Source organism: Halomarina pelagica (assembly GCF_024228315.1).
Classification (GTDB): domain Archaea; phylum Halobacteriota; class Halobacteria; order Halobacteriales; family Haloarculaceae; genus Halomarina; species Halomarina pelagica.
In genome coordinates this window covers 592,250-617,328 of record NZ_CP100455.1, presented here as the reverse complement: position 1 = coordinate 617,328, position 25,079 = coordinate 592,250, and the positions used below count along the sequence as shown (strand labels likewise).

Sequence of the window (25,079 nt, the reverse complement as noted above, 5' to 3'; positions counted from 1 at the left end):
CCATCCACGAGCAGCGCCCCTCGACACTGGACGTTATCGTCGAGGGGGCCGGTGGGGGACCGCACGTCGAGCGGGATGGCGTGTTCGCCGAAGATCGGGATGGACCGGCGTCCCCGGTGTACGCGCGCTTCGTTCGGGCCGAGTTCTCAGGAGGGGGACCGACCGCCGCCCCTGCGGTGAGACGTGCGGTGGCCGATGGTTCCATACACTCTATATCGCGATATTGTGGGGTGCATCCATCGAACCGTCGGTTCGGAGTCTGCGTCCTCACGGGAACCGACACCGATGCGGCGCTCGCCGACGGTTGGTACGGCGAGCCGACGCTCATCGGGGGTTGGATTACGACGGCGAAGCCGTTCGAGAGGGGCATTCGGCCCCGTCATCGGCGTGTTCCGCTGGGACGACTACGACGAGATGGTCCGCGTCGTCAACGACGTGGAGTACGGCCTCGCCACCGCCGTCATCACCGACGACACCACGAGCGCGATCGCGACCGCTCGCACCGACGTCCGCCGGATCGTCACCCCGCGATCGCCACGAAAGACGTCCAGTCAGGAACTCTACAGGGATTTCGTCCTCGAAAATGTCACGTGTCTGTATTGGGGCAGTCCGTACCGAATACGGGGCGTGAACCCCCTCCCTAACGAAAGTTTACAGATCCGATAGATAGCTTGGGCCGCAGCGAATACTTCGTTACCGAATTAGATAACCTTAACAGTCTAACGCAATTATTTCTCGAACATGAGCAAGTCCAACCGGGACTGGTGGCCGAATCGGCTGAACGTGGAGATCCTCGACCAGAACGCTCGACGGGCCGATCCGATGGGCGAGGAGTTCGACTACGCCGAGGAGTTCGAGAAACTCGACCTCGACGCCGTGAAGGCCGACATCGAGGAGGTGATGACGACGACCCAGGAGTGGTGGCCGGCGGACTACGGCCACTACGGGCCGCTGTTCATCCGGATGGCGTGGCACAGCGCCGGGACGTACCGCACCAGCGACGGCCGCGGCGGCGCGTCCGGCGGTAGACAGCGCTTCGCGCCCATCAACAGTTGGCCCGACAACGCGAACCTCGACAAGGCGCGCCGGCTGCTCTGGCCGGTCAAGCAGAAGTACGGCCGGAAGCTCTCGTGGGGCGATCTGATCGTCCTGGCCGGGAACGTCGCCCTGGAGTCGATGGGGTTCGAGACGGTCGGCTTCGCCGGCGGGCGCGAGGACGCCTTCGAGCACGACGAGGCCGTCGACTGGGGGCCCGAGGACGAGTGGGAAGCCTCCGAACGCTTCACCGACGACGGGGAACTCGAGGAGCCACTCGGTGCCACCGTGATGGGCCTGATCTACGTGAATCCGGAGGGGCCGGACGGTCAGCCGGACCCGCTCGCGTCGGCGGAGAACATCCGGGAGTCGTTCGGCCGGATGGCGATGAACGACGAGGAGACGGTCGCGCTCATCGCCGGCGGCCACACCTTCGGGAAGGTCCACGGTGCGGACGAGCCCGACGAGCACGTCGGCCCCGAACCCGAGGCGGCCCCCATCGAGAAGCAGGGTCTCGGCTGGGAGAACGAGCACGGCTCCGGCAAGGGGGCCGACACGATCACCAGCGGGATCGAGGGGCCGTGGAGCGCCACGCCGACCCGGTGGGACACGAGCTACCTCGACAACCTGCTCGACTACACGTGGTGGCCGGAGAAGGGTCCCGGCGGTGCGTGGCAGTGGACCACACAGAACGGCGAACTCGACGGCGTCGCACCGGGTGCCGAGGATCCGTCGGAGAAGGAAGACGTGATGATGCTGACGACGGACATCGCCCTCAAGCGAGACCCGGAGTACCGGGAGATCGTCGAGCGCTTCCGGGGGAACCCCGACGAGTTCCGGGAGGCGTTCGCGAAGGCGTGGTACAAGCTGATCCACCGCGACATGGGCCCGCCCGAGCGATTCCTCGGCCCGGAGGTCCCCGACGAGACGTTCGTCTGGCAGGACCCCGTCCCCGACGCCGACTACGACCTGATCGGGGACGAGGAGATCGCTGCGCTCAAAGAGGAGATCCTCGCGTCGGACCTGTCCGTCTCCGAACTGGTCAAGACCGCCTGGGCGGCGGCCTCGACGTACCGCGACAGCGACAAGCGCGGCGGCGCAAACGGCGCGCGCATCCGCCTCGAACCCCAGCGGAACTGGGAGGTGAACGAACCCGAGGAGCTGGCGATCGCGCTGGAGACCCTGGAGGGGATTCGGGAGGACTTCAACGGCTCGCGGTCCGACGGGACGAGAGTCTCGCTCGCCGACCTGATCGTGCTGGGCGGCTGCGCGGCCGTCGAGAGGGCCGCGAGGGATGCCGGGTACGACGTGGACGTTCCGTTCGAACCTGGCCGGACGGACGCCACGCAGGAGCAGACCGACGTCGACTCGTTCGACGCGCTCGAGCCGGAGGCGGACGGGTTCCGCAACTACCTCGGGGACGGGGTCGACCGGCCTGCGGAGGAGTTGCTGGTCGACAGGGCGGAACTGCTGAATCTGACGGCTCCCGAGATGACGGTGCTAGTCGGCGGCATGCGAGCGCTGAACGCGAACTACCGGGGGTCCGACCTCGGCGTCTTCACCGACCGGCCGGAGACGTTGACGAACGACTTCTTCGTGAACCTGCTCGACATGGACTACGAGTGGGAACCGACCGCGGAATCCGAGAACGTGTTCGAGGGGTGCGATCGCGAAACGGGCGAGGTCGAGTGGCGGGGGACCCGCGCGGATCTCGTCTTCGGGTCGAACTCCCGGCTTCGCGCCGTCGCGGAAGTCTACGCGTGTGACGACGCGGAGGGGAAATTCGTGCGCGACTTCGTGGACGCGTGGGACAAAGTGATGAGCCTCGACCGCTTCGACCTCGAGTGAGGTGACCTCCGAGCCGCCGGGTCGGTCGCCGCCGCCGTCTCGATGGCGTGTCGCCACGGTCCCCCGTCCGGTCTCGCAAACGAATCGTGACGGAGCGTCGAACGTAACGAAGTTCGACATCTTCCGTCAGCCCACCCTGTCGATACTGCCGATAGCTGTGGGCTGCCGTCGAACGGTGGCCAGTGCGGAATCGATGTCGTGAGACGGTTCTTCGTGACTCCCTCCCTCGATTCTTCCGTGACAGGGAGGATCTCCGACGGCCGTACCGTGCAACCGGGCGTCTACGGTTCGGCGTGGGTACCGGTTCGAATTCAGTCCGTCGAGGCGTCGTACCCGAGACTCCGCGTCCACGCCCGGAGCTTCTCCGCGGCGGGCGGGCCGGTGACGACGCTGACGACGACGAACACGACCGTACTCGTCGCGAGCCCGTAGACGATGGGGAGATTCGACGAGAAGCCGTACGTCCAGAGGGAGGCGACGACGACGCCCGCGCTCGCGACGATCGACGACAGCGCGCCCTGCCACGTCGAACGCTCCCAGAAGAACGCGGCGAAAACCGGGACGAAGATACAGCCCGTCAAGAGGTCGTACGCGAGGACGAGCGCCTGGACGACGTTCCCGATCGCGACGGCCGCGTAGATCATGACCGCCCCCAGTCCGAGGACGAACGCGCGCGACACGCGAGTGTAGGTCTCGTCGGACGCGTCGGGATCGACGAAGCGCTTGTAGACGTCGCTCGTGAACAGCGTGCTCGAGGCGAGCAGCGCCGAGTCCGCCGTCGACATCATCGCGGAGACGAACCCGGCCAGGATGAGGCCCGAAACGCCGACCGGGACGACCTCCAGGATGAGCCGCGGGAGCGCGAGTTCCGGATCCGCGAGGTTCGGGAGGACGGCGACCGCGATCGCGCCGAGGAAGGCGGTCGCGATCCCGTAGACGATGGTGTAGATACCGGCGGCGACGTTGCCCGTCCGCGCGACCTCGGCGCTCCTCGCGGTGAACACCCGCTGCCAGATGTCCTGCCCGATCATGATGCCCAGGACGTAGAGGAGGACGTAGCTGGCAATCGTCTTCCACCCGATCGCGGCCGGGGCGAAGTACGACGGATCGAGTTCGGCGGTCAGTCCGGAGAGCCCGCCGACCGCGTCGAGTCCGAGCGGGATCGCGAAGAGGAAGACCCCGACGGTCATGATGATCCACTGCACGAAGTCGGTCATCGTGACGGTCAGCATGCCGCCGAGCGCCGTGTAGCCGATGACGATGACGCCGGCGGCGACGATCATGGTACTCTGCTGGAAGCCGAAGAGGGCGCTCAGCACCTTCCCGATCGCGATCGTCTGCGTGATCGCGATCGTGAGCGCGTAGACGCCGGCGATCGCCGCACCGATCGTCCCCGAGTACTCGTCGTACCGCCGTTCGAGGACTTCGCCCAGCGAATACGCCCGGAGGTTAGCGAGGTTCGTCGAGATGAGGAGCCCGAGCGCGATCGTCCCGATCCCGAGCGAGACGACGAGCCACGCCCCCGAGATCCCGTACTGGTAGCCGAGCCCGCCGCCGCCGATCGTCGACGCGCCGCCCAGGATGACGGCCGACATGACGGGCACGTACATCCAGATCGGAATGTTCCGTCCGGCGACGAGGTAGTCGTCGAGCGTCTCCGACCTGCGGTAGCCCCAGTACCCGATCCCGAGCATGCCGAGCACGTACACCAGCAGCACGGCGGCGTCAATCGTTGGCACGACCATGGAACTGTGTTGCCACATCTCACTACTTAACGGTTGTTATTCTGGCTACCTCGGGGAGAGGCGTACGTTTACGGTCTCGAGGGCGGTACTCGGTCCATGACCGATAACCTGGACCGGCGTACCTACGACCTGCTCCGGCTCATCGCGGACTACGAGCCCATCGGGAGCATTCGGCTTGTGGACCTGCTTCGGCGGCACGGGTATTCCATCGAGGACCGGACGGTGCGGCTGACGCTCGCGGACCTCGACGAGGCGGGGCTCACGGAGAAGATCCCCGGTCGGGGACGGCGACTGACGCCCGACGGCGCGTCCGAACTCGAACGGGGACACGTCAGCGGTCGCCTCGAACAGGTCCGGGCGCGCATCGCGATGCTCACGGGCCAGGTCACCTACGATCCAGTCGAGGACACGGGGGAAGTCGTCGCGTCCGCGGCCGACGTGCCTCGCACCGAACTCGACGGCGCACTCGAGGCGCTCGACGTCCTGGACGGTACGCCCCTCTCGCCGGTCCCGATCGCCGTCGAGCCGGATCCGATCGACGCGCCGTCCGACGACGCCGTCCGTCTCTACGCCCCCTCCAGCATCACGATCGACGGCGTGTTGCTCTCCCGCGGTATCAACGCCGACCTCAAGACCGCGGGCGTCGCGGAGTATCACCCCGACCCCGAGCCGGACGCGTTCCCGCACGACGGCGACCTCGACGCCGATCACGGGGGCGCGATCCTGCGCTACATCGACGCGATCAACGGCGAGGGATCGACGGTCGACGTGACGCGACTGCTGATCGAGGCGGGACGCGACGACGTCCGGCCGGCGCTGACCGGCGGGGACGAGCGGTCGCTGTTCGTCGTCGACAACCGGGAGTATCCGCTCACCCGATACGACGAAGCCAGGGACCTGGCGGTGGAGGTGCGCGATCACCTCGGCGGCGTCTTCGACATCCGGAAGCCGCGCGAGGCGGGACCGTTCCCGAGCGAGCGCCCCGGCTGGGAGTTCGCGTCGATGACCTACGGGGCGATCGGCGAACTCGTGCTCTCGCTGCTGGTCGAAGGGGGGTACGCGGAATCCTGGGAGACCCTCTCCGGGCTCGTGCCCCGCTCGCGGTTCGAGCCGCTCGGGGCCGTTCGAGCCCGAGAGCGGGCGTAGTTCTTCAGTCGGGCCGTTCGGCGAACCGGCGTTCGAGGAGCGTGACGAGGAGGAAGGCCCCGAGCAGTTGCGTCGATCCCGTCGGATCGACGTCCGGAGCGACCTCCATCAGGTCGACGGCACCGACCGAGGGGTGAGCGCCGAGCGTCTCCATCACCGCGAGCGCCTGGTGACTGTCGAGACCGCCGGGTTCCGGCGTCCCGGTGCCGGGCGCTACGCTCGGGTCGACGGCGTCGATGTCGAAGGTCACGTAGACCGCGTCCGTGTCCGCGGCCGCGGATTCGATCGCCTCGGAAACGACCGACCGAATGCCCCCCTCCCGAACGTCCCGCATCGTGTAGAGCGACAGCCCGGTCTCCTCGACGAACTCGAAGAAGTCCGGGCTCTCGTACCCCCGGATACCGACCTGACTGACGTGCTCGTAGGCCGAGTACGCGGACTCGGCGATGAGCCGCGTGCTCGAGCCGTGGAACTCGTCGCCGAACACGGGGCTGCCGTCGGCGGTGTCCGTGTGAGCGTCGATCTGGACGAGGCCGACGCTCTCGGCGTCGGAGCCCTCGGCGAAGCCGCGGAACGAGGGGTAGGTGCAGTAGTGGTCGCCGCCGAGCAGGACCGGGAACGCCCGCCGGGCGACGGTCGCGACGTGCGCGGTGATGCTCTCGGCCGTCCGTTCCCGGTCCATCGGGAAGACCGGCACGTCGCCGCAGTCCGCGACGTCGAGGTCGGAGAAGTCGACCTGCTTGCGGGTGTTCATGTTGGTCAACCCGCCCTTGTAGCCCGAGAGGTACGCCCACCAGGTGCTGGCCTCCCGGAGCGCTCGCGGGCCGTATCGCGCCCCCGGTCGGTTGCTGGCCGCGCCGTCGAACGGCGCGCCGAGGACGGCCGCGTCGACGTCGTCGACGTCGTCGCCGTCGCGGGCGTCGCCCTTGAGGAAGGTCTGGTGTCCGGCGTAGGCCAGCTCGACGTCGGCTCCGGCGTGGGCGTCGCGGAACGCCCGCGCCCGAGACGGCCTCCCCTGTTCAGTCATCGGTCGGTACCTCCGCGAGGGTGGCCTCGAGTCCAGGGATCGCGGGCTCGAGTCGCTCGTCCGTGATCGTGAACAGCGGTCGCGGGTGCGGGGCGTTCTCGGAGACGTCGCCGACTCCGAAGATGCCCTCCTCACGACGGTACTCGGCGACGTTCGCAGTCGAGGGTGCGTCGTTCCGTGTCATCGACGGCTCACCATGGCACGACGTTGCCACCTACCCACATAAAAGGTGTTGCGATCGTAGTGCGCGGAGTTCCGAACGGCGTCGGACGCCTGCCGCGAGGGTACAGGAGGCGGTCGGGGCGAGGCAGGTCCGACGATGCCGTCGGCGACACCGTAGCGTGCGCGAGTTGCCCTGATCGAGTGGGAGGGCGCTGTGCACCGCGTCGCGAGCAGGTACCGACCTACCGAGGAGATGTCTACTTCGCTGACAGGATGGATCAATGCGTCGACGGGAGCGGTCTAACGGACGGTGGCTTCGCTCACTGGCTCGGCGAACGCCACCGTCTCTTTCACGTCCGTGATCTCCACCCTCACCTGGTCGCCCGGCTGAGTGCCCGGCACGATGAGGATGAACCCGCGTTCGACCTTCGCGATGCCGTCGCCCTGATCGCCGAGCGTATCGATCGTGACCGAGCGCACCTCTCCCTCCTCGACCGGGGGAGTCTGCTGAGATCGTCCCGACGGCTGTGACGGCTGGGTGGCCGCCTCGCGCGACTGGTCCGAGGCGGTCTCGGTTCTCTCCTGGCGCGTCCCCGTCGCGGACGCCGTCTGAGGAGCGGCGTCCGGCGCTGGAAACAGCGCGATCCGATACGAGTCGTCGGTCGAGAGCGAGCCGTTCTCGACGAGGTCCGCGGGAATCGGAACGACGTAGCGATCGTCTCGCGCTTCGATCGAGGTTTCGAACAGCAGCCGCAGTGAGTCCGAGATCTCTACCATGATTCGGGAGATGAACTCCAGCGTAAAAACTGGTTAGAATTCGACCGACCAGCGAGATCGAAGGCACTCCCGCGCGGGAAGCGCCCCCGCTGGGGGTCAGCGTCGACACCTCACGCGGAGGTCCACCCGTGGTCGTACTCCCCCGGCCGCGTTCGTCTCGGTGGTTCGAGCGCCGTACCGCCCCGACTACTCCCCCCGGCGTATCGTCCGCCGGAGTCCCATCTCGGCGACGTTCCGGCCGTATCCCGCCGTCCGCCGGACGCTCTCCAGGAGGAGCCCGACGACGTACGCCGCGACCGCGTCCTCGTGTCCGTAGAGGTCCTCGTCCAGTTCCGTGGTCGCCTCCTCCAGCGCCGTCGCGTCGTCGATGACGTCGAACGCGGTGGTCGCGTCCGCGTCGGTGAGCACGACGTCCGCCGCGCGCTCGACGATGCGTCGCGACTCGCGGGCGAGCCGGGCGAACTCGTCCACGTCCACCTCGGCGAGGTCCTCGCTCCGATCGGTGACCAGGTAGGCCATCTTCGCCGCGTGGTCGCCGATGCGCTCGAACTGCCGGGCCGTGTGGTAGTACTCGAACAGTTCGGGACGGGAGAGGTCGAGCTTCTCGACGGTCTGGAGGTCGTCGAGCGCGCGCTGGAACTGCCGCGTGACGAGACTGAACAGCTTGTCGGCCTCCGCGTCGCGGGAGACGACCTGTCGCGCCAGGCCAACGTCCGCCTCCGTGACGGCGCGAACCGCGTCGCGGTGCATCGCGAGGGCGACGAGTTTCAGCCGGAGCACGGTCTTCCGGATCGAGACGCTGGACGGGTCGATGATGTTCTGGAAGACGAGCCGCCGCTCTCCCGTCTCGATGACCTCGAACCCGCTCAGGTTCGCGGTCAGGTCCATCGCCGCGTCGATCGTCTCGTCGTCGTGTCCGCCCCGATCGACGAGGACGAGTTCGTCGACGCCGCCGAGGTAGGCCGACGCGACCGCGTGGGCGAGCGTCTCGGGCGCGTAGTTCGAGACGTCCAGTTCGACGGTGCGCCCGTCGGTCTCGCGCCGCTCTCCCGCCTCGACGAGGAGCGTTCCGTCGTCGTCGGGATGGAGATACAGCACCGACCCGCTGGTGATGCGCTGCTCCGTCGCCCACGACTTCGGGAGCGAGACGGTGTAGGTGGTGCCGCCCGACAGCTGGACCTTCCGTGTCTCCATAGCTACGCGGACGACCGGAGGTTCGAACCTTAGTCGTTGATATGAGGTACGTGGTGTCGACCGTAGGGCTATCGAGCGCTATCGACGGACATCGCGGTCACCGTGCGACGGGAGTCCGTACCGGTACGGACTCTCGGGTACGAAACCCTATACCGGCCCCTCGGGAGTCGTCACGAACGGATGCGATGGAGTCAGCCAAACAGAGCGCCACAGAACGGCCGAGAGGCGACGCTCGCCCGGGTCATCGAGACCATCGACCGTCTGGCCCCGGAGACCAAGTCGGAACTGGCGGCCGAACTCGACCTCTCTCAGCACTACCTCTCTGAGTTACTACAGGAGCTGAAGAGCGATCGAATCGTTCGCAAGGGGTACGTCGTCGACGACGCCCGGGTCTTCGCGAACGCGCCCGCCATCTCGGAGCTGATGCGCGGAGCGGGGTCCGGGAACGTCTCCTATCGACGCCTGTTCGACCACCTCGACCGCCTCGAATCGGTGACGACGGAGCAGTACCGCGCGGCGCAGGCGTCGTTCGTCGGCGACGACGTCGAACGATCCGCGGACGACCTCGAACCGCTCGCGAACGAGCGGTGCCTGGTCGTGCTCCAGGAGCTGAAGTCGATGACCCTCACGACCGAGTGGCCGGGCAACCGCGTCGCCTCGGACCTCGGGACCGTCGCGAAGAACCTCGAGATCGTCGGCGATCGGGCGTGTTTCATCTCCGACGTCACCGGCAAGATGGGGACCGACGCCGCGGGGATCGTCCACGATCACGTCCGCGAGATCTTCGACGGCGGGCTCGACATCAACGAGCACGTCGTCGCCGTCCTCTTCGACGCCGAGGTGGATCGTATGGACGACCTGTACGCCGAGGAGGACGAGGTCCACCGGAAGCTCGACGAACTCTTCGAACTCGTCACGGCCTACGATCCGGAGATGTACGGCCACCTCGCGACGATGACGCGGGCGCTCGAACGGAGCATCTACTACTGGGTGCACACGGCCGAACTCGCCGCGCGCATCCACTCCGGCATCGACGCCGAACACATCCCGAGCTAGGCCGTTGACGGAACGCGAACCGTGGATCGGGGGCGAACTCGAGCAGTGACGAACGGGGGTCTTCGCTTATTCTCGCGCGTACCGGTCGAGGAACGTCTCCAGGTCGCGGAAGGCCTCGAGGCGTTCGCGGAGCGTCTCGTGGTCCCACTCCCACCAGGCCGTCTCCCGCAGGCGGCGCGCGGTCTCCTCGTCGAACCGACGGCCGATCGGCTCGGCCGGCACGCCCGCGACGATCCCGTACGGCTCGACGTCGCGCGTGACGACCGCTCCCGCGGCGACGACCGCCCCGGTCCCCACGCAGACGCCGGGGAGGACCGTCGCTCCGTGCCCGATCCACACGTCGTGGCCGACCTCGACGGGGTGGTCGGCGCGCCACTCGAAGACCGCCTCGTCGTCCTCGCCGAGCCCGTAGGCCGCCGCCCGGTAGGTGAAGTGGTGCGCCGTCGGGCGGTCGACGGGGTGGTTCGGCGGGCCGAGGCGGACGTCCGAGGCGACGTTGCCGAACGCCCCGACGCGAGCGTGGTCGAGCTGGACGCGCTCCATCAGGTACGTGTAGTCGCCGATCCGCGAGGCGTCGAGGCGGGAGTGCGCCCGCACCTCGGTCCAGCGGCCGAGCGCGCTGTCCTCGATGGACACCGGTTCGTGGAGCGTCGGCGCTTCGGACAGCTCGCCGACGCGTTCCCCGCCGTACGACGCGACGTAGTACCGACCGTCGCGGCGGACGCCGACGTGTCCGCGCCCGCTCATCGCCACATCGCCTCGGCCGTCCGCCGAGGGAACGCCCGGAGCAGTTCGACGACGCTCTCGGTCTCCTCGTCGGCCCGGAGGCGCGAGCGGACGCGCTGGCTGGTCATCTCGATCGCGAGGATGAGCGCGACGGAGACGAAGATCGCCGCCATCATATTCGTGTACTGGAACGTCTGTCGCTGGATCATCAGCACGTAGCCGAGTCCGCCAGCGCCGATGAGCCCCAGCGTGATGGCGATCCGGACGTTCAGCTCGAAGATGTACATCGTCCACGCGATGTACTGGCGCATCACCTGCGAGAGCATCCCGAAGTAGATCGTCTGGCTCTCGCTCGCCCCCGTCGACCGGACGCCCTCGACCGGGCCGTCGTCGATCTCCTCGAGTTCGTCCGTGAACAGGCGGCCGAGGTACCCCATCGTGTCCACCGCGATCGCGAGCGTCCCGGTGAACGGCGTGACGCCGCCCAGCGGGATGAAGATGAGCGCCCACACCAGCGCCGGAATCGCGCGGATGACGCTCATCGTCGTCCGGAAGACGAAGTTGAACGGGAACGGCGTGACGCGCTCGGAGCCGAGAGTGCCGAGCAGGAGGGCCCCCGGAAGCCCGAGCAGCGTGCCCGTGAACGCCATCGCCACCGTGACGACCGAGAGGCGAAACAGGTCCTCGGCGACGACGAACCGCCAGTACCGCCCGACGTCGATGACCGGAACGCCGAGGACCGTCGTCGTCGGGAAGTACCCCCCGAGCGCCTCCGTGAACTGCGGCCAGTACTGGACCAGCGTCGCTATCGAGAACCCGACGGTCGTGTACGCGCCGTAGAACGCGACCGCGGCGACAAGCAGTCCGAGCGTCTGCTTCAGTCGGCGGAGGCTCCTCCGTCGGCGGATCTCGTCCAGTCGCTCCCGGACGGCCCCGTCGAACGCGCGCGTTCCGCGCGGGGCGTCGGTGCTCACGTCGGGTCCTCCATCAGCAGGTCGTTCCCTCTCCGACCGGGTTCGATCCCCGTCGGCGTCGCGTCGACCGGGGCAGTCGCGTCGGTCGCGTCGGGGACGCCCATCCCGACCGTCTCGACGTCGCCGTACAGGTCGTCGATGGCCTCGCGGGTGAGGTCGGCCCTCGTCCCGTCGAAGACGAGTTCGCCGTCGCGGAGCCCGATGAACCGCTCGCCGAAGTAGCGGGCGACGTTCACCTGGTGGAGGCTCGTCAGCGTGGCGATGCCGTACTCGTTCGCGGCCCGCTTGAGGTAGCGCATCACGCGCTCCGCGCTGGCGGGGTCGAGGCTGGCGACGGGTTCGTCCGCGAGCATCAGTCGCGGCTCCTGGACGAGCGCGCGGGCGATGCCGACGCGCTGCTGCTGACCGCCGCTCATCCGGGCGACGCGCTGGTCCGCCTCGTCGAGCAGGCCGACGGTCTCGAGGGCCTGGAGCGCCCGAAGCTGGTCCGTCTCGTCGTTGCGCTGGAGGACGCTCCGGAGGAGGCCGGTCCGGTCGAGCGAGCCGGTCAGGGCGTTCGCGAACGCCGAGAGTTCCTCGACGAGGTTGTGCTGCTGGAAGATCATCGCGACGTCGGAGCGCGACCCCGACAGTCGCTCGCCGTCGAGTTCGACGCACCCGTCGGTCGGCGTCGTGAGCCCGTTGACGCAGCGGAGCAGGGTCGACTTCCCCGCGCCCGACTGCCCGAGGAGGACCACGAACTCGTCGGCGTCGATCGTGAACGAGACGTCCCGAAGCGCCGTGACGTCGCCGTACCGCTTGGTGAGGTTTCGTACGGTGAGTGTGCTCATGGTGGGAGAAGAGGGAGCGTTAGCTCTCCTGGGTCAGGTCGATGCCGAGCGTGTGAACGCGATCGATGACCGGCCGGTAGTGCTCGATCGTGGTGTCCTTCAGCGTCGTGAAGGGCATAGTGCCCTCGTAGTCGTCGCCCTTGTACTTCGCCATCGTCTCCGCGTTCGAGGCCAGGAGCGCCTCCCTGATCTCCTCCTTCACCGGGTCCGTCCACGTCTTCCGGGCGTAGATCGGCTGTTTCGGTATCGGCTCGGACCAGAGGAACACGTCGAGTTCGGGATCCTTCGTCCCCGCCTCGCTCACGTACGCGGACTTCTGCGTTACGTCCGCGGGGATGTCGCCCTTCGGGACGTACGCCATCCCGTTGCCGCCCCACGTCGAGCAGGCGTCGGCCTTGTCGTTGATGAGCTGTTCGATGGCGGCCTTGTGGTTCGACCACGTGCCCGAGAAGTCCGCACCCGCGTCGCTCCCGGGCGCTTTCCCGATGTCGAGTCCCGCGTTCTTGAGTTCGTAGAGCGCGTAGATCGAGCCGGAGGTCGAGAGCGGGTCAGCGAAGGCCATCTCCTTACCCTCGACGTCGGCCGGTTCGTCGATCCCGCTTCCAGGCTTGGTCATCATGAGCGAGTAGTAGAACGCCGTCCCGCCCGTGACCGCCGTCCCCATCACGTCCATCTGGTCGGGTGCGGCGATGAGCGTGATGTCGTCCATCCCCATCTCGGCCTGCTCCGCTTTGAGCGCCGGGAGGATGGCCGCGTAGTCGAGCGGGACGCGGTAGGTGATCTCGAGTCCGTCGATCGCGTCCTCGAGGTACTTCTTCATCGGCATGTAGTCCTTCTTTACCTCCGTCGGGTTCTCCGGCGTGAGGAGGATGGTCACCGCCTTGCCGCCGGATCCCGACGACCCGGTCTTCGCCCCGCCGTCGGTATCCGTCCCGCCGCTCGCGTTTCCGTCGCTCGCGTTTCCGTCGCTCGCGTTTCCGCCGCCCGTACATCCCGCCAGTCCGACGGCACCGACGGCCCCGGCTCCCGCCAGGAACCGCCGTCGAGTGACCGTCGCTCGCGTCGCGTTCGACCCCGCGCCGTCCGTGGTGTCCCGAGTGGAGTTCACCATACGTGTGGCGACTCCGAGCTTTCCCGGATAACCGTTGTCTGGGTACAGTACTGAGGGGAGCAGGGGGAGGCGATCGAACGTCCGCCCGCGCTCGGCGCTCCGTTCCGCACTACTGTCACCGAGACGGTACCGACGAAACGGCGTCCCGTCCCGACGGGTCCGTACTCGTCCGGACCCGCCGACGCGAGGTGACGCTCCGACCTCCCACCGTTCGGTCGAGGGGAGAGTACCCAGCGAACCGTTATGCGCGCGCCTCGGGGAGACACGGACCGAGTTCATGGCCGATCCACACGACAGGGCGGACAGGTTCGAGTTGATCGCGGCGTGCGACGAGCGGACGCTCGTCGGCCTCGCCGACGACCTGCTGGACGGGACGACGCCGGTGCGCCTCCTGCGGGAGCCGACGCCGCAGCTCCTGATGCAGCGGGTCCGCGAGCCGGTCTATCGGCGGGCGTTCAACCTCGGCGAGGTGCTCGTGACCGCCGCGGAGGTGGAGTACGCCGGCGCGCGCGGCTTCGCGATGGTCGCCGGCAAGGCCGAGTCGAAGGCCGTCGCCGGTGCGATCGTCGACGCCGCCGTCGACGCCGACCACGGGACGGCAGCGCGCGTCTGCGCGACCCTGACGGCGAGCGCGGCCGACCGCGAGGCGGCCCGCCGCCGGCAGTGGAACGAGAGCCGCGCGACGACGGTGGCGTTCGAGACGATGGAGGGTGAGGCCGAATGAGGGCGCTCGACGTCGATCCGGTACACGACACCCGCGAGACGTTCCGGGCGCTCCTCGACGCCGCGAGTCGCCCCGGCACCGTCGAGCGGACGCCGGTCGCGCCCGCCGTCAACGCCGTGGTCGCGACCCTCGTCGACCACGAGGTGACGGTCCACGGCGGCAGCGAGACGCTCCGCGCGGCGCTCGATCGCGAGCGGCGGCTCAGCCGAGCGCCGTTCGAGGAGGCGGACCTCATCGTCGCGGCCGGGGACACCGACGGCCGCGTCACCGACGCCGAGCGCGGGACCCTGAAGGAGCCGAGCGAGGGTGCGACGGTCATCTACGAGGTCGACGCGCTGGCGGCGGACGCCACGCGCGTGAACGGCCTCGCGCTCTCTGTCACCGGGCCGGGGGTGCCCGGAACGCGGACGTTCGGCGTGGGCGGTCTCCCCGCGACGGAGGTCGGGGCGATCGCCGAGGCGCAGTCGACCTACCCGCGCGGCGTGGACGTCTTCCTCGTCGACGAGGAGCGGGTGGCCGCGCTGCCGCGCTCCGTCGAGGTCGAAGTCGAGATCGACGACGGGGTCGGGGACCGCACCGCGGAGGTGGCGTAGATGGGGTACGTCGCCGTGAAGGCCGGCGAGAACGTCATCCGCCGCGCCGAGGACCTCTTCGAGAAGCGCCGGCTCGAAGGCGACGAGCCGCAGGTGAGCGTCGAGGCCATCGACGAGCAGTTCGGCCGCCTCGTCGGGCAGGTCACGGGCGAGGGCGGGCTCTACGCGCCGAAGCTGGCCGCGCGCGCGATCAAGCAGGCGCAGGGCGACACCGCCGAGGCGTCGTTCCTCCTGCGGGCCTACCGCTCCACGCTCGAACGCTTCGACGAGACGGTCGTCGCGGACCCGGGCGACCTGTTCGCGACGCGGCGGGTGTCGCCCGCGTACAAGGACGTCCCCGGCGGGCAGATCCTCGGGGCGACGAAGGACTACACCCAGCGGCTCCTCGACTTCGACTTCGACGAGGCGGACCCCACGGCGGGGTGGGACCTCGGCGACGAGGACCCGGCGTCGCTCCGCGACGTGATGGAACTCCTCCGGGAGGAGGGGCTCGTCGCGACCCCCGCGCCGGTCGAGGACGACGACCCCCACGACGCGACGCGCGAGCCGGTGCTGTTCCCCGCGCCGCGCGACGCGGTGTTACAGGAACTCGCCCGCGGCGAGACGGGGGCGGTGACCGCGCTCGCCTACAGCGCCCTCCGGGGGTACGGGCAGGTCCACCCGACGCTCGGCGAGGTCCGCGTCGGGAGCCTGCCGGTCGAGATCGAACACCCCTACACCGGCGATCCCGTCGAGGTGACGAGCGTCGAGGTCACGGAGGTAGAGAGCGTCGTCCCGGTGTTCGCGAAGCGCGACGACCCGCAGTTCGCCTTCGGTTACGGTCTCGTCTTCGGCCGCAACGAGCGGAAGGCGATCGGCATGTCGATCCTCGACGCCTCCGTCCAGCTCGACGGCGACGAACCCGCGGAGGACGCCGAGTTCGTCCTCGACACCGTCGACGGGATCGACTCCTTCGGCTTCATCGAACACCTGAAGCTCCCCCACTACGTGACGTTCGGGAGCATCCTCGATCGCATCCGGGCCATACGGGCCCGTCGCGGGGTGGACGAGCCGGCGGCGCGCGAGGCGACCGTCGGCGGTACCGGTTCGGATCGCGACGACGATCCGGACGGGCGACGGGCGGCCGAACCCGAGACGCGGGTGAGCGACGATGACTGAACCGACGAGCGACCCGGCGACAGCCGCGGGCGACGGATCGGAGACGGCGGCCGACGAGCGGACGAGGGGAACCGAGGCGGACGACCCGGCGTCCGTCGCGGACGGACCGTCGACCGACGCGGACGGGTCAGCGTCCGCCGCGTACGAACCGTCGTCCGTCGCGGACCTCCTTCCGGGGACCGAGGGGGGACTCGACGGCTACAACTACGCCTACCTGGACGAGCACACGAAGCGCGAAGTGCGCCGCGGGATCCTGAAGGCCGTCGCGCTGCCGGGCCACCAGGTCCCCTTCGCCTCGCGCGAGATGCCCCTCGCGCGGGGGTGGGGGACCGGCGGGATCCAGGCGTCGCTGTCGCTGCTCGGTCCCGACGACGCGTTCAAGGTGATCGACCAGGGGAGCGACGAGAGCGTCAACGCCGCCAACGTCCGACGCCTCGCGGAGAGGACGGCCGACGTGGACGTGACGACCGACACCGCCGAGGCGACGGTGATCCAGACGCGCCACCGAATCCCCGAGGAGGTCATGACCGACGAGCAGATCCTCGTCCTCCAGGTGCCGACGACCGATCCGCTCCGGCGCGTCGACGGGAGCGACGACGCCAACCGCCGCCGGCACGCCCACCGGAACTACTCGAAGATGTGGGTCGCGCTCTACGAGAACGTCGTCGAGTGGGGCGAGATCCAGATCCCGGCGCGGTATCCGGTGCTGGTCGACGACCGCTACCTGATGGATCCCTCCCCCATCCCGCGGTGGGACACGACGAAGCTGAACGACGCCGAGACGCTGTTCCTCTTCGCCGCCGGCCGGGAGGCGCGCGTCTACGCCGTGCCGCCGCACACGTCGGTCGAACCGCTCGCCTTCGAGGACCGCCGGTTCCAGGTCGAGCGCTTCGCGGGCGAGTCGTGTCACCGGTGCGGCTCGACCGACACCTACCTGACGGAGGTGACGGACGACGACGGGGTCACCCGCCACGCCTGCAACGACGCCTCGTTCTGCGAGAAGCGGGTCGAGACCCCGGGGCTCCCGAAGGACCACCACCTCGACGCCGACGGCGTCGCGTGGGGGCCGGGGACGCCGGATCCGCTGCTGACGGACGACGGAGGTGACGGGGCGTGAGTCTGCTCGACGCCGAGGGCGTCACGCGGTTCTACGGCGACGGCGACCCCTGCGGTCGGTGCGTCGAACGGACCGGTCCCGACAGGGGGCGGAACCGCTGTCCGTGCGGAACGGTCGTCGGGTGTGCGGAGGTGAGCCTCTCGGTCGATCGCGGGGAGGTCCTCGGCGTGGTCGGCGAGTCGGGTTCGGGCAAGTCCAGCCTCGCGGAGATGCTGGCGCTCGACCTCCCGGCGACCGCGGGCCGCGTCGACTTCGCCGCCTACGACGGGAACCTCCTGGAGGCGAACTACGAGGAGCGCGTCGACCTGCGGAGCGGACACGTCGGCATGGTCCACCAGCACGTCCGCGACGGCCTGACGCTCGAGTTCACCGGCGGGGGGAACGTCGCGGAGGCGCTCCTCGCGGCGGGATGGCGGAACTTCGAGGAGATTCGCGCCCGCGTGCGCGACCTCTTCGAGGAGACGGAGGTCCCGCTCGACCGCATGGACGACCCGACCGACACGTACAGCGGCGGCATGCAGCGGCGCGTCCAGATCGCCAGGGCCATCGCGAACGACCCGGAACTGATCGTCCTCGACGAACCGACGACCGGCCTCGACGTGAGCGTGCAGGCCCGCGTGCTCGACGCGTTCCGGCGCATCCAGCGCGAACAGGACGTGGCGACCGTCGTCGTCTCGCACGACCTCGGCGTCGTGCGACTCCTCGCCGACCGGACCGTCGTCATGCGACACGGACGCGTCGTCGAGTCGGGCCTCACCGACCGCGTCATGGAGGACCCGCAGCACGAGTACACCCAGACCCTGATCAACTCAGTCATATGACGCTCCTCGAGATCGAAGACCTACGGAAGACGTTCGAGATGCACGTCGTCGGGGGGAAGCGCGTCGTCGGCCTCGACGGCGTCTCCCTCGACGTCCGCGACGGCGAGTTCCTCGCCGTCGTCGGCGAGTCCGGCAGCGGGAAGTCCTCGCTGCTGAAGTGCCTGTACCGCACCTACCGGCCGTCGGGCGGGAGCGTCCGCTTCGAGAGCCGCGACGGGACGGTCGACCTTGCGACGTGTTCGGGGCGACGGATGCTGGCGCTCCGTGGGGCCGAGATCGGCTACGCCTCCCAGTTCCTCGACGAGATCCCCCGCGTCCCCGCGGTGGACGTCGTGGCCCGACCGCTGGTCGAGCGTGGCGTGGCGCGCGCCGCCGCGCGCGACGTCGCCGAGGACCTCCTGTCCGCCCTCGACCTCCCCACCGAACTCCACGGGGCGTATCCGGCGACGTTCAGCGGCGGCGAGCGCCAACGGGTGAACCTCGCCCGCGCCGTCGCCCCCCGGCCGCGGCTCCTCCTCCTCGACGAGCCGACGAGCGCGCTCGACCCCGGGACGAAGGCGGCGGCGATCGACCTCCTCGACCGGTATCTCACCGACGAGACGACGGTCGTCGGGGTGTTTCACGACCGCGACGCGGTGGCGCGCGTCGCAGACCGCGTCGCCGTCCTCGAAGACGCTCGCCTGCGGCGCGTCGTCGACGTGGAGACCTACCTCGCGGCGGCGACGCCGGACGCCGAGGAGGCCGACTCGGGGGTGCGGCCGTGAGCGAGACCGCGGAGCGCGCCGACGCCGACCCCGGGGAGTACGACGTCGTCGTCGAGGACGCCCGCGTCGTGACGCCGACGGCGGCGTTCCGCGGGAGCGTCGCGGTCAGCGACGGCGAGATCGCGGCCGTCGAGTCCGGGCGGATCGACGCCGACGGCGTCGCCCGCGTCGACGCCGCCGGAAGGGTACTCATGCCGGGGATCGTCGACCTGCACGGCGACGACATCGAGCGCCACCTCCGCCCGCGGAGCAACGCCCGCGTGGAGGTTCCGATGGCGCTCGTCGCCGCGGACCGCGCGAACGTCGCCGCGGGGATCACGACGAAGTTCCACGCCATCGCCTTCGAGGAGGCACCCGAGAAGGACCGGTCGCCCGAACTCGCGTCGAGGATCGTCGACGCCGTCGGCTCGACCGACTCGCTCCTCGCCGACCACCGCATCCACGCGCGGTGCGAGATCACCGACGACGCCTGCGTCGACGCCGTCGAGGCGGTCCTCGCGCGCGGTGCGGCGACGCTCGTCTCGGTGATGAGTCACGTCCCCGGGAAGGGACAGTTCCGCGACGTCGAGCGCTTCCGGTCGTACTACGAGAACGACGCGAACCTCTCGGGCCGCGACGCCGACGCGCTGATCGAGGAGCGCACGAACCTCTCGGAGGCGACGCTCTCGGCGCGCGTCGACCGCGTCGTTTCGGCCGCCCGGACGGCCGGGGCCGTCGTCGCGTCCCACGACGACGAGACCCCCGTCGAGGTCGAACGGCTGCGCGAGCGCGGCGTCGCCATCAGCGAGTACCCCATCACGCTCGACGCCGCGGAGCGCGCCCGCGACCTGGGGATGACGACCGCGATGGGCGCGCCGAACCTCGTCCGCGGCGGCAGCCAGTGGGGGAACCTCTCGACGAGCGACGCGATCGCGGCCGACGCCGCCGACGTGCTCCTCGCCGACTACCACCCGCCGTCGCTCCTCGCCGCGCCGTTCGTCGACACCGGCGAACCCCTCCCGGTCCGCGTGGCCCGCGTCACCGCTGCCCCGGCCGACGCGGTGGGGCTGACCGACCGCGGGCGGATCGAGGCGGGCGCGCGCGCCGACCTCGTGCTGGTCGATCCGGAGCCGACGCCGGTGGTCGAGCGCGCCTTCGTCGCCGGCGAACCGGTCTTCCGCGCGGAGGCGGCCCGATGACCGGCGGCGGACGCGATCGCGCGACGCGCCTCGGCGCGGCGATGGACCTCCGGTTCGAGGAGTCGGTCCGCGCGTTCGTCGATCGCGTGACCGACTGGGGACTGAACCACGTCGAACTGAAGCGGGAGTACCTGTACGCGCATCCGGCGGCACCGACGCCGCGCGACCTCGCCGCGCTGGGGCGCGAGCGCGACGTCACGTTCACCCTGCACGCGCCGTTCCGCGACTGGAACCTCGGGAGCTTCAACGACGCGTCGCGTCGCGCCTCGGTCGAGCAGGTGATCCGGACGCTCGACGACGCCGCGGCGGCGAACGCCGGGGCCGTCGTCGTCCACGGCGGCTCCGTCCCCCGGCGGTATCCCGAGCGCGTCAGGACGACGGCCCGTCGGAACGCGATCTCGTCGCTCTCGGCGTGCGCCGCCCACGCCGCCCGCGTCGGCGTCCCGCTCTGCCTGGAAAATCAACCGCGGTCCGACTCGGCGGTACGACACACCACCACCCCCGACGACCTCGCCGCGACGCTCGACGCGGTGGACGCCGACCCCGAGTGGCTCCGCGTCACGCTCGACGTGGGTCACGCGACGGTCAACGGCGTCGACTGGCGGACCTTCGCGGACCGCTTCGGCGACCGGATCGAGGTGGTCCACCTCCACGACAACGACGGCGACTCGGACGCGCACGACCCGCTCCCGGCGTACGAACCGGTCGTCGAGGGGACGACGGCGGCGTACTACGTCTTCGAGATGAAGCGGGTCGGCGACGTGGCGGCGTGCGTCGGCGCGGGGCGGTGAGCGATCGTCCCGCGGTCGAGCGCCGTCATCTCGGCCGACGACGGCCGACGCGAGCCGCCGACGGTCCCCTCGATTCCCCCCGGATCGGGTGGCGAGGTCTTAAGGTGCCACGACGTTCCCGTTAATACGTCATGGAACACCGCACCCGTCGGCGTGAGCGCGAGTCCGAAGCGAAGCAGCGAGCGCAGGAATCAGGGAACGAGCGGGTGTGCTCGGAGTGCGAGGCGGGGACGCTCGTCAAGAGCGACGACCAGGGTGAACTCGTCTGCGATCACTGCGGCCTGATCGTCGAGGAGACGAACATCGATCGTGGTCCGGAGTGGCGAGCGTTCAACCACTCGGAGCGCCAGAGCAAGTCCCGGGTCGGCGCGCCGACCACGCAGACGATGCACGACAAGGGGCTGACGACGCAGATCGACTGGAAAAACAAGGACGCCTACGGCCGGTCCCTGTCGGCAGAAAAGCGCAGTCAGATGCACCGGCTGCGGAAGTGGCAGGAGCGCATCCGCACGAAGGACGCCGGCGAGCGCAACCTCCAGTTCGCGCTGAGCGAGATCGACCGCATGGCGAGCGCGCTGGGCGTCCCACGCTCCGTCCGCGAAGTCGCGTCGGTCATCTACCGCCGCGCGCTCTCGGAGGACCTCATCCGCGGGCGCTCCATCGAGGGCGTCGCGACGGGGTGCCTCTACGCCGCCTGTCGCAAGGAGGGCATCCCGCGCAGCCTCGAGGAGGTCTCCGAGGTCTCGCGCGTCGAACGCAAGGAGATCGGCCGTACGTACCGGTACGTCTCACAGAGCCTCGGCCTCGAGATGCGGCCGGTCGATCCGCAGGCGTACGTCCCGCGGTTCTGCTCGGAACTCGGCCTCAGCGAGGAGGTGCAGGCGAAGACCAACGAGATCATCGAGGTCACCACGGAGAAGGGGCTCCTCTCCGGCAAGTCGCCGACGGGCTACGCCGCGGCGGCCATCTACGCCGCCTCGCTCCTCTGTAACGAGAAGAAGACCCAGCGAGAGGTCGCGGCCGTCGCCCAGGTCACCGAGGTCACCATCCGCAACCGCTACCAGGAACAGATCGAGGCGATGGGCCTCCACTGATCCCCCGCGCGCCGCGACCGTCGTCGGTCTCGTTCCGGCCGCGTGGCACGGTCGCAGTCAGCGGTCCGTTCACGTTACGAACACGTCGCGGCCACGATCGAACGGGTGCACCGTACCGTCTCGAAGTCGCGAAGCGTCCTCGACGAGCGACGGGAACGATGCGGCCGACGCCCCGGTGTCCACGCGGGCGGTAACGAGTGTACCGTTAGAAGTGATCACTCGGATGTTCGATCGGGCTCGGTCGAACGACGTCGGGCGGCGCGACCCATCGTGAATCAGGGGTTCGACGCCGAGACGCACCGAACGGCGGTATCTCGCCGGGGTCGGGTCGTCGGGTATCGGATACCGGACGTCGATCGTCGGCCGCCTCGGGCGAACGTGTCGCTACGGGCGACCTCGGCCACGCGACGACCGTGGCTCGTCGCCGTGAGGGTGTCGAGTGGATGCCATTCGGCGCGACCGCGCAGCCGAACGGGCCGAACGGATCCTGTCGTGCCGGCGACCTGATCCCACGGAAACGCGCGTGCTGGGATCTCTCGCGACAGAAGGCGGCTCACGCCGCGGTTCGCGACGGTCGACCGTCGACCTGTCGCTCCGTCGTCGTTCGACGCGATCGCGTCCGCCGACTCCGGGCGCTCGCGTCCGCTTCGACGCGGCGGTCCGCGCCGCCGCGTCCCCGACTGTGCGCCCGTCACGCCCGACAGATAACGACCCGACTGTCGAGTAGTTTTTATTGACGGTTAGTGTCGACGAATCCGTCGTTCGTCCCCCGAGTGGCGACGCAGAGCGGGCGGGGTCGATCGCGAAACGGACGATCGCCGTAATGGGTGTAGGTTTGTTACGCCGTCGCTGCCTCGATCGATTCTGCCGTTTTTGGGAGAAGTAGTCGACGATCGTCCAACCGATGCCCCCGGAATGCGGTCGTGTAGCGATCGAGACGTACCGACGTGGTGTCCCGCGAATCCGTTCGCTCTCAACGAACGTGTCGGGGGGTGTGTTACCGCAGACCGATCAGAGGTACGCGATGTTCAACTCGAGTTCGTTCGCCGTGCCGAGGAGGAGGTCGAGGACCTCCTCCTCGAGTCGCTCGCCCTTCATGCGGTAGGTCGGTCCCGAGACGCTGATCGCACCGAGGACGCGGTCGTCGGGGAGTCTGACGGGTACGCCGACGGCGTGGAGACGTTCGGTGTTCTCCTCCTGGTTGAACGCGTACCCCCGTTCCCGAATCGCCCGCAGTTCCTCGCGGAGCGTCGCCTCGTCGGTGATGGTGTGGTCGGTCTGCCGCGGTAGACCGCGGTACTCGATGATCCCGTCGACCCGTTCGTCGGGGAGGTGCGCGAGGATCGCCTTCCCGGACGCGGTCGCGTGGAGCGGGACGTGGCCCCCGATGGCCGAGTCGGTTCGGACCGCGTTCGCTCCCGTCTCGCGGTGGACGTAGATGCCGCGGCCGTGCTCCTCGACGATGAACTGGGATCGCTCGCCGGTCTCCTCGGCGAGCTTCGCGACCTTCCGTCCGGCGAGTTCGTAGCTGGGCCGGCGCGTCCGGGTGTACTCGCCGACGTGGGCGAACTCCAGGGAGAGGTGGTACCGATCTCCCTCTTTCACCACGTACCCCCGTTTCCGGAGGGTGAACAGCTGACTGTAGACCGTGCTCTTCGCCAGCCCGAGGTGGTCCGCCAGTTCCGTCACGCGGGCACCGTCGAGTTCCTTCAGGGATTCGATGATGTCGAACACCGTCTCGGTAGATTTGACGGGTTTCGTCGTGGTAGTTCGGTGTATCATGACATACAGTGCCTAACGTTCGTCCATATTTAATGTTTCGCCTCACCGAACAGGTGTGGTTCGAGGAGTTACTCGCGGATCGATTCGCGGCTGCCCACGTCGGCGATCTCCCGTCTCTCGAGGGGCGAGGCGGTGCCGTATCGAGGGTAATGCGGGTGATCGGAACGTCCCGTCGTCCGATCTGGACGAACGGACGTCTCGGGATCACGCCGGCGTCGTCGGCTCCGACGCTCGCCAGGCGAGGAGGACGCCGAGCGCCGCGAGCGCGGCGGCGTAGGCGAACGCGGCGAGGTACGCGCCCGTCCAGTCGATGAGGACGCCGGCGACGACGGGCGCGGTGAACGCCCCGGCGACGGCCGTGGAGCCGAGAAAGGAGAGGGCGGTTCCGGCGACGCCGGCGGGGACCGACTCGCGGACGTAGCTGTAGAAGACGCCGATCGACAGCTGGATCGCGAAGCCGGCGACGACCAGCAGCACCACCAGCAACGCGACCGTGTTCGTGACGGCGATGGCGGCGACGATCGGGAGCGAGACGGCGAACGAGAGCCGGATGACCGGGAGTCGCCGTCGGCCGAGGAGTCGGTCCGAGAGCAGGCCGCCGGTCGATCGGGAGACGATCCCGACCGCCGGAAAGAGCGCGACGAGGAGGCTACCGATCGAGAGCGGGACGGCGAACTCCTCGGTCAGGTAGGTGGGCATCCAGCCGTTGAAGAAGAGAAAGAGCGAGTAGCCCACGAAGCTCATCGCGCAGCCGAACCGGACCGCGGGGCTGGCGAGGACCGTGTCCAGGTCGTCGAGGAGGGAGTCCGTCGCCGTCCGCGGGGCCAGGGACGTCGCGCCCATCGCGAGCAGGAAGACCGGAAACGCGGCGGCCGCGAGCAGGGGGAACGCGAGGAGGTTCGCCGGCCAGCCGTACGCGTTGCCGACGAGCGGACCGGCGGACTGGCCGATCGCGATGCCGGCGGGCGCGCTGGCGGTGAAGAGACCGAGCGCGGTCCCCTGACTCTCCGTGGGGAAGGCGCGACCGACGAGGTTCGCGCCGGTCGTCCAGATGGCCGCGAGCGCGACGCCGCCGAGCGCGCGCGAGGCGAGCAGGCCGCCGAAGTCGCCGGCAGTGCCGGCGCGAAAGCCCCAGACGCCGGCGAGGAGGAGCGCCGCGGTGCCCGCGGCCGCGACCCTGACGTCGCCGACCCGGTCGATGACGAACCCGAGCAGGAAGTTCGTGGCCGCCCACGCGCCGAACGCGGCGCTCACGATCCAGATCGCCGTCTCCGGCCCGAGGTCGAGCGTCTCCATGATCCGCGGGAGGACGCTCGCCGGGACGATGAGGTACGCGTTCGCGAACAGCGAGAGCGCCCACGTGCCGGCCAGGCACGTCCAGGACCGCCAGTCGGGCGGGCCGGAACCCGTCATCCTGGACGCCCCC

The 25,079-nt window shown here is 69.3% G+C and carries 23 protein-coding genes and 1 pseudogene; 13 read left to right on the top strand and 11 right to left on the bottom strand.

All coding sequences use genetic code 11. From position 1 onward, the window contains the following. Positions 1–387 precede the first annotated feature (387 nt). Together NKI68_RS21400 and katG are read left to right on the top strand one after the other, a co-directional pair. Positions 388–666: an aldehyde dehydrogenase family protein gene (locus tag NKI68_RS21400; RefSeq protein ID WP_254546784.1), complete on the top strand. Its 279-nt coding sequence runs from the start codon at positions 388–390 to the stop codon at positions 664–666. Between the two features lie 75 nt (positions 667–741). Then, positions 742–2,883: a catalase/peroxidase HPI gene (gene katG, locus NKI68_RS21395; protein ID WP_254546783.1), complete on the top strand. Its 2,142-nt coding sequence runs from the start codon at positions 742–744 to the stop codon at positions 2,881–2,883. 311 nt (positions 2,884–3,194) lie between these two features. On the opposite strand, the gene NKI68_RS21390 is transcribed toward katG, so the two are convergent. After that, a complete protein-coding gene (locus tag NKI68_RS21390; protein WP_254546782.1) occupies positions 3,195–4,628 on the bottom strand; it encodes a sodium:solute symporter family transporter in 1,434 nt (477 codons plus the stop codon). Between the two features lie 96 nt (positions 4,629–4,724). Here NKI68_RS21390 and NKI68_RS21385 point away from each other — a divergent pair, with 96 nt between their 5' ends. Beyond that, the gene (locus NKI68_RS21385; protein WP_254546781.1) at positions 4,725–5,774 is read left to right on the top strand and encodes an NrpR regulatory domain-containing protein; all 1,050 of its coding nucleotides are present in this window, start codon (positions 4,725–4,727) and stop codon (positions 5,772–5,774) included. Between the two features lie 4 nt (positions 5,775–5,778). Here the strand turns inward: NKI68_RS21385 and NKI68_RS21380 are convergent, their stop codons facing one another. From NKI68_RS21380 to NKI68_RS21365, 4 genes are all read right to left on the bottom strand, one after another. After that, positions 5,779–6,801 carry an agmatinase family protein gene (locus tag NKI68_RS21380; RefSeq protein WP_254546780.1) on the bottom strand — a complete coding sequence of 341 codons (1,023 nt, stop codon included), beginning with the start codon at positions 6,799–6,801 and terminating at the stop codon, positions 5,779–5,781. Beyond that, positions 6,794–6,985: a hypothetical protein gene (locus NKI68_RS21375; RefSeq protein ID WP_254546779.1), complete on the bottom strand. Its 192-nt coding sequence runs from the start codon at positions 6,983–6,985 to the stop codon at positions 6,794–6,796. Before NKI68_RS21375 ends, NKI68_RS21380 begins: the two co-directional genes overlap by 8 nt. Positions 6,986–7,263: 278 nt before the next feature. After that, complete coding sequence (locus NKI68_RS21370; RefSeq protein WP_254546778.1) at positions 7,264–7,740, bottom strand: TRAM domain-containing protein; 477 nt, start codon at positions 7,738–7,740, stop codon at positions 7,264–7,266. Between the two features lie 186 nt (positions 7,741–7,926). Continuing rightward, positions 7,927–8,934 (bottom strand): PhoU domain-containing protein, encoded by a 1,008-nt coding sequence (locus tag NKI68_RS21365; RefSeq protein ID WP_254546776.1) that lies wholly within the window; start codon positions 8,932–8,934, stop codon positions 7,927–7,929. 180 nt (positions 8,935–9,114) lie between these two features. Between NKI68_RS21365 and NKI68_RS21360 the strand changes: the two genes are divergently transcribed. After that, positions 9,115–9,990, top strand: a complete 876-nt coding sequence (locus NKI68_RS21360) for a MarR family transcriptional regulator (protein WP_254546775.1) — start codon at positions 9,115–9,117, stop codon at positions 9,988–9,990. A 66-nt stretch (positions 9,991–10,056) separates the two neighbouring features. On the opposite strand, the gene NKI68_RS21355 is transcribed toward NKI68_RS21360, so the two are convergent. The 4 genes and pseudogenes from NKI68_RS21355 to NKI68_RS21340 form a co-directional block, all read right to left on the bottom strand. Then, positions 10,057–10,737 (bottom strand): DapH/DapD/GlmU-related protein, encoded by a 681-nt coding sequence (locus tag NKI68_RS21355; RefSeq protein ID WP_254546774.1) that lies wholly within the window; start codon positions 10,735–10,737, stop codon positions 10,057–10,059. Continuing rightward, positions 10,734–11,690, bottom strand: coding sequence for a phosphonate ABC transporter, permease protein PhnE (gene phnE / locus NKI68_RS21350; protein ID WP_438267823.1), 957 nt, complete (start codon positions 11,688–11,690; stop codon positions 10,734–10,736). Before phnE ends, NKI68_RS21355 begins: the two co-directional genes overlap by 4 nt. Then, a pseudogene (locus NKI68_RS21345) lies at positions 11,691–12,520 on the bottom strand (phosphonate ABC transporter ATP-binding protein); the annotation flags it as partial. Positions 12,521–12,539: 19 nt separating this feature from the next. Continuing rightward, the gene (locus NKI68_RS21340) at positions 12,540–13,631 is read right to left on the bottom strand and encodes a PhnD/SsuA/transferrin family substrate-binding protein (protein WP_254546772.1); all 1,092 of its coding nucleotides are present in this window, start codon (positions 13,629–13,631) and stop codon (positions 12,540–12,542) included. 277 nt (positions 13,632–13,908) lie between these two features. Between NKI68_RS21340 and phnG the strand changes: the two genes are divergently transcribed. From phnG to NKI68_RS21295, 9 genes are all read left to right on the top strand, one after another. Further along, complete coding sequence (gene phnG, locus NKI68_RS21335; RefSeq protein WP_254546771.1) at positions 13,909–14,355, top strand: phosphonate C-P lyase system protein PhnG; 447 nt, start codon at positions 13,909–13,911, stop codon at positions 14,353–14,355. Next, entirely contained in the window at positions 14,352–14,948 is a 597-nt protein-coding gene (phnH, locus tag NKI68_RS21330) for a phosphonate C-P lyase system protein PhnH (protein WP_254546770.1), read from the top strand. The genes phnG and phnH overlap by 4 nt, the downstream gene beginning before the upstream one ends. Beyond that, complete coding sequence (locus tag NKI68_RS21325) at positions 14,949–16,106, top strand: carbon-phosphorus lyase complex subunit PhnI (protein WP_254546769.1); 1,158 nt, start codon at positions 14,949–14,951, stop codon at positions 16,104–16,106. It abuts the gene before it with no gap. Then, positions 16,099–17,223 carry an alpha-D-ribose 1-methylphosphonate 5-phosphate C-P-lyase PhnJ gene (locus NKI68_RS21320; protein WP_256562704.1) on the top strand — a complete coding sequence of 375 codons (1,125 nt, stop codon included), beginning with the start codon at positions 16,099–16,101 and terminating at the stop codon, positions 17,221–17,223. The genes NKI68_RS21325 and NKI68_RS21320 overlap by 8 nt, the downstream gene beginning before the upstream one ends. Continuing rightward, on the top strand, positions 17,220–18,044 hold the full coding sequence (locus tag NKI68_RS21315) for an ATP-binding cassette domain-containing protein (protein WP_254546767.1): 825 nt from the start codon (positions 17,220–17,222) through the stop codon (positions 18,042–18,044). The genes NKI68_RS21320 and NKI68_RS21315 overlap by 4 nt, the downstream gene beginning before the upstream one ends. Next, the gene (locus tag NKI68_RS21310; RefSeq protein ID WP_254546765.1) at positions 18,041–18,808 is read left to right on the top strand and encodes a phosphonate C-P lyase system protein PhnL; all 768 of its coding nucleotides are present in this window, start codon (positions 18,041–18,043) and stop codon (positions 18,806–18,808) included. Before NKI68_RS21315 ends, NKI68_RS21310 begins: the two co-directional genes overlap by 4 nt. Beyond that, positions 18,805–19,986 carry an alpha-D-ribose 1-methylphosphonate 5-triphosphate diphosphatase gene (locus NKI68_RS21305; RefSeq protein ID WP_254546764.1) on the top strand — a complete coding sequence of 394 codons (1,182 nt, stop codon included), beginning with the start codon at positions 18,805–18,807 and terminating at the stop codon, positions 19,984–19,986. Before NKI68_RS21310 ends, NKI68_RS21305 begins: the two co-directional genes overlap by 4 nt. Next, positions 19,983–20,777: a sugar phosphate isomerase/epimerase family protein gene (locus NKI68_RS21300; protein WP_254546763.1), complete on the top strand. Its 795-nt coding sequence runs from the start codon at positions 19,983–19,985 to the stop codon at positions 20,775–20,777. The genes NKI68_RS21305 and NKI68_RS21300 overlap by 4 nt, the downstream gene beginning before the upstream one ends. Positions 20,778–20,908: 131 nt before the next feature. After that, the gene (locus tag NKI68_RS21295) at positions 20,909–21,871 is read left to right on the top strand and encodes a transcription initiation factor IIB (protein ID WP_254546762.1); all 963 of its coding nucleotides are present in this window, start codon (positions 20,909–20,911) and stop codon (positions 21,869–21,871) included. Positions 21,872–22,882: 1,011 nt separating this feature from the next. On the opposite strand, the gene NKI68_RS21290 is transcribed toward NKI68_RS21295, so the two are convergent. Both NKI68_RS21290 and NKI68_RS21285 read right to left on the bottom strand, forming a co-directional pair. Continuing rightward, positions 22,883–23,653 (bottom strand): IclR family transcriptional regulator, encoded by a 771-nt coding sequence (locus NKI68_RS21290; protein ID WP_254546761.1) that lies wholly within the window; start codon positions 23,651–23,653, stop codon positions 22,883–22,885. A 204-nt stretch (positions 23,654–23,857) separates the two neighbouring features. Beyond that, positions 23,858–25,066, bottom strand: a complete 1,209-nt coding sequence (locus tag NKI68_RS21285) for an MFS transporter (RefSeq protein WP_254546760.1) — start codon at positions 25,064–25,066, stop codon at positions 23,858–23,860. Between the last annotated feature and the right edge of the window lie 13 nt (positions 25,067–25,079).

Bases quoted from the DNA above. Each gene is read 5' to 3' on its own strand.
- katG (WP_254546783.1), top strand. From the start codon at position 742: ATGAGCAAGTCCAACCGGGACTGGTGGCCGAATCGGCTGAACGTGGAG.
- NKI68_RS21295 (WP_254546762.1), top strand. From the start codon at position 20,909: ATGGAACACCGCACCCGTCGGCGTGAGCGCGAGTCCGAAGCGAAGCAG.
- NKI68_RS21340 (WP_254546772.1), bottom strand. From the start codon at position 13,631: ATGGTGAACTCCACTCGGGACACCACGGACGGCGCGGGGTCGAACGCG.
- NKI68_RS21380 (WP_254546780.1), bottom strand. From the start codon at position 6,801: ATGACTGAACAGGGGAGGCCGTCTCGGGCGCGGGCGTTCCGCGACGCC.
- NKI68_RS21355 (WP_254546774.1), bottom strand. From the start codon at position 10,737: ATGAGCGGGCGCGGACACGTCGGCGTCCGCCGCGACGGTCGGTACTAC.
- NKI68_RS21365 (WP_254546776.1), bottom strand. From the start codon at position 8,934: ATGGAGACACGGAAGGTCCAGCTGTCGGGCGGCACCACCTACACCGTC.
- NKI68_RS21300 (WP_254546763.1), top strand. From the start codon at position 19,983: ATGACCGGCGGCGGACGCGATCGCGCGACGCGCCTCGGCGCGGCGATG.
- phnG (WP_254546771.1), top strand. From the start codon at position 13,909: ATGGCCGATCCACACGACAGGGCGGACAGGTTCGAGTTGATCGCGGCG.
- NKI68_RS21285 (WP_254546760.1), bottom strand. From the start codon at position 25,066: ATGACGGGTTCCGGCCCGCCCGACTGGCGGTCCTGGACGTGCCTGGCC.
- NKI68_RS21390 (WP_254546782.1), bottom strand. From the start codon at position 4,628: ATGGTCGTGCCAACGATTGACGCCGCCGTGCTGCTGGTGTACGTGCTC.
- NKI68_RS21370 (WP_254546778.1), bottom strand. From the start codon at position 7,740: ATGGTAGAGATCTCGGACTCACTGCGGCTGCTGTTCGAAACCTCGATC.
- NKI68_RS21375 (WP_254546779.1), bottom strand. From the start codon at position 6,985: ATGACACGGAACGACGCACCCTCGACTGCGAACGTCGCCGAGTACCGT.
- phnH (WP_254546770.1), top strand. From the start codon at position 14,352: ATGAGGGCGCTCGACGTCGATCCGGTACACGACACCCGCGAGACGTTC.
- NKI68_RS21325 (WP_254546769.1), top strand. From the start codon at position 14,949: ATGGGGTACGTCGCCGTGAAGGCCGGCGAGAACGTCATCCGCCGCGCC.
- NKI68_RS21290 (WP_254546761.1), bottom strand. From the start codon at position 23,653: ATGATACACCGAACTACCACGACGAAACCCGTCAAATCTACCGAGACG.
- NKI68_RS21310 (WP_254546765.1), top strand. From the start codon at position 18,041: ATGACGCTCCTCGAGATCGAAGACCTACGGAAGACGTTCGAGATGCAC.
- NKI68_RS21320 (WP_256562704.1), top strand. From the start codon at position 16,099: ATGACTGAACCGACGAGCGACCCGGCGACAGCCGCGGGCGACGGATCG.
- NKI68_RS21385 (WP_254546781.1), top strand. From the start codon at position 4,725: ATGACCGATAACCTGGACCGGCGTACCTACGACCTGCTCCGGCTCATC.
- NKI68_RS21360 (WP_254546775.1), top strand. From the start codon at position 9,115: ATGCGATGGAGTCAGCCAAACAGAGCGCCACAGAACGGCCGAGAGGCG.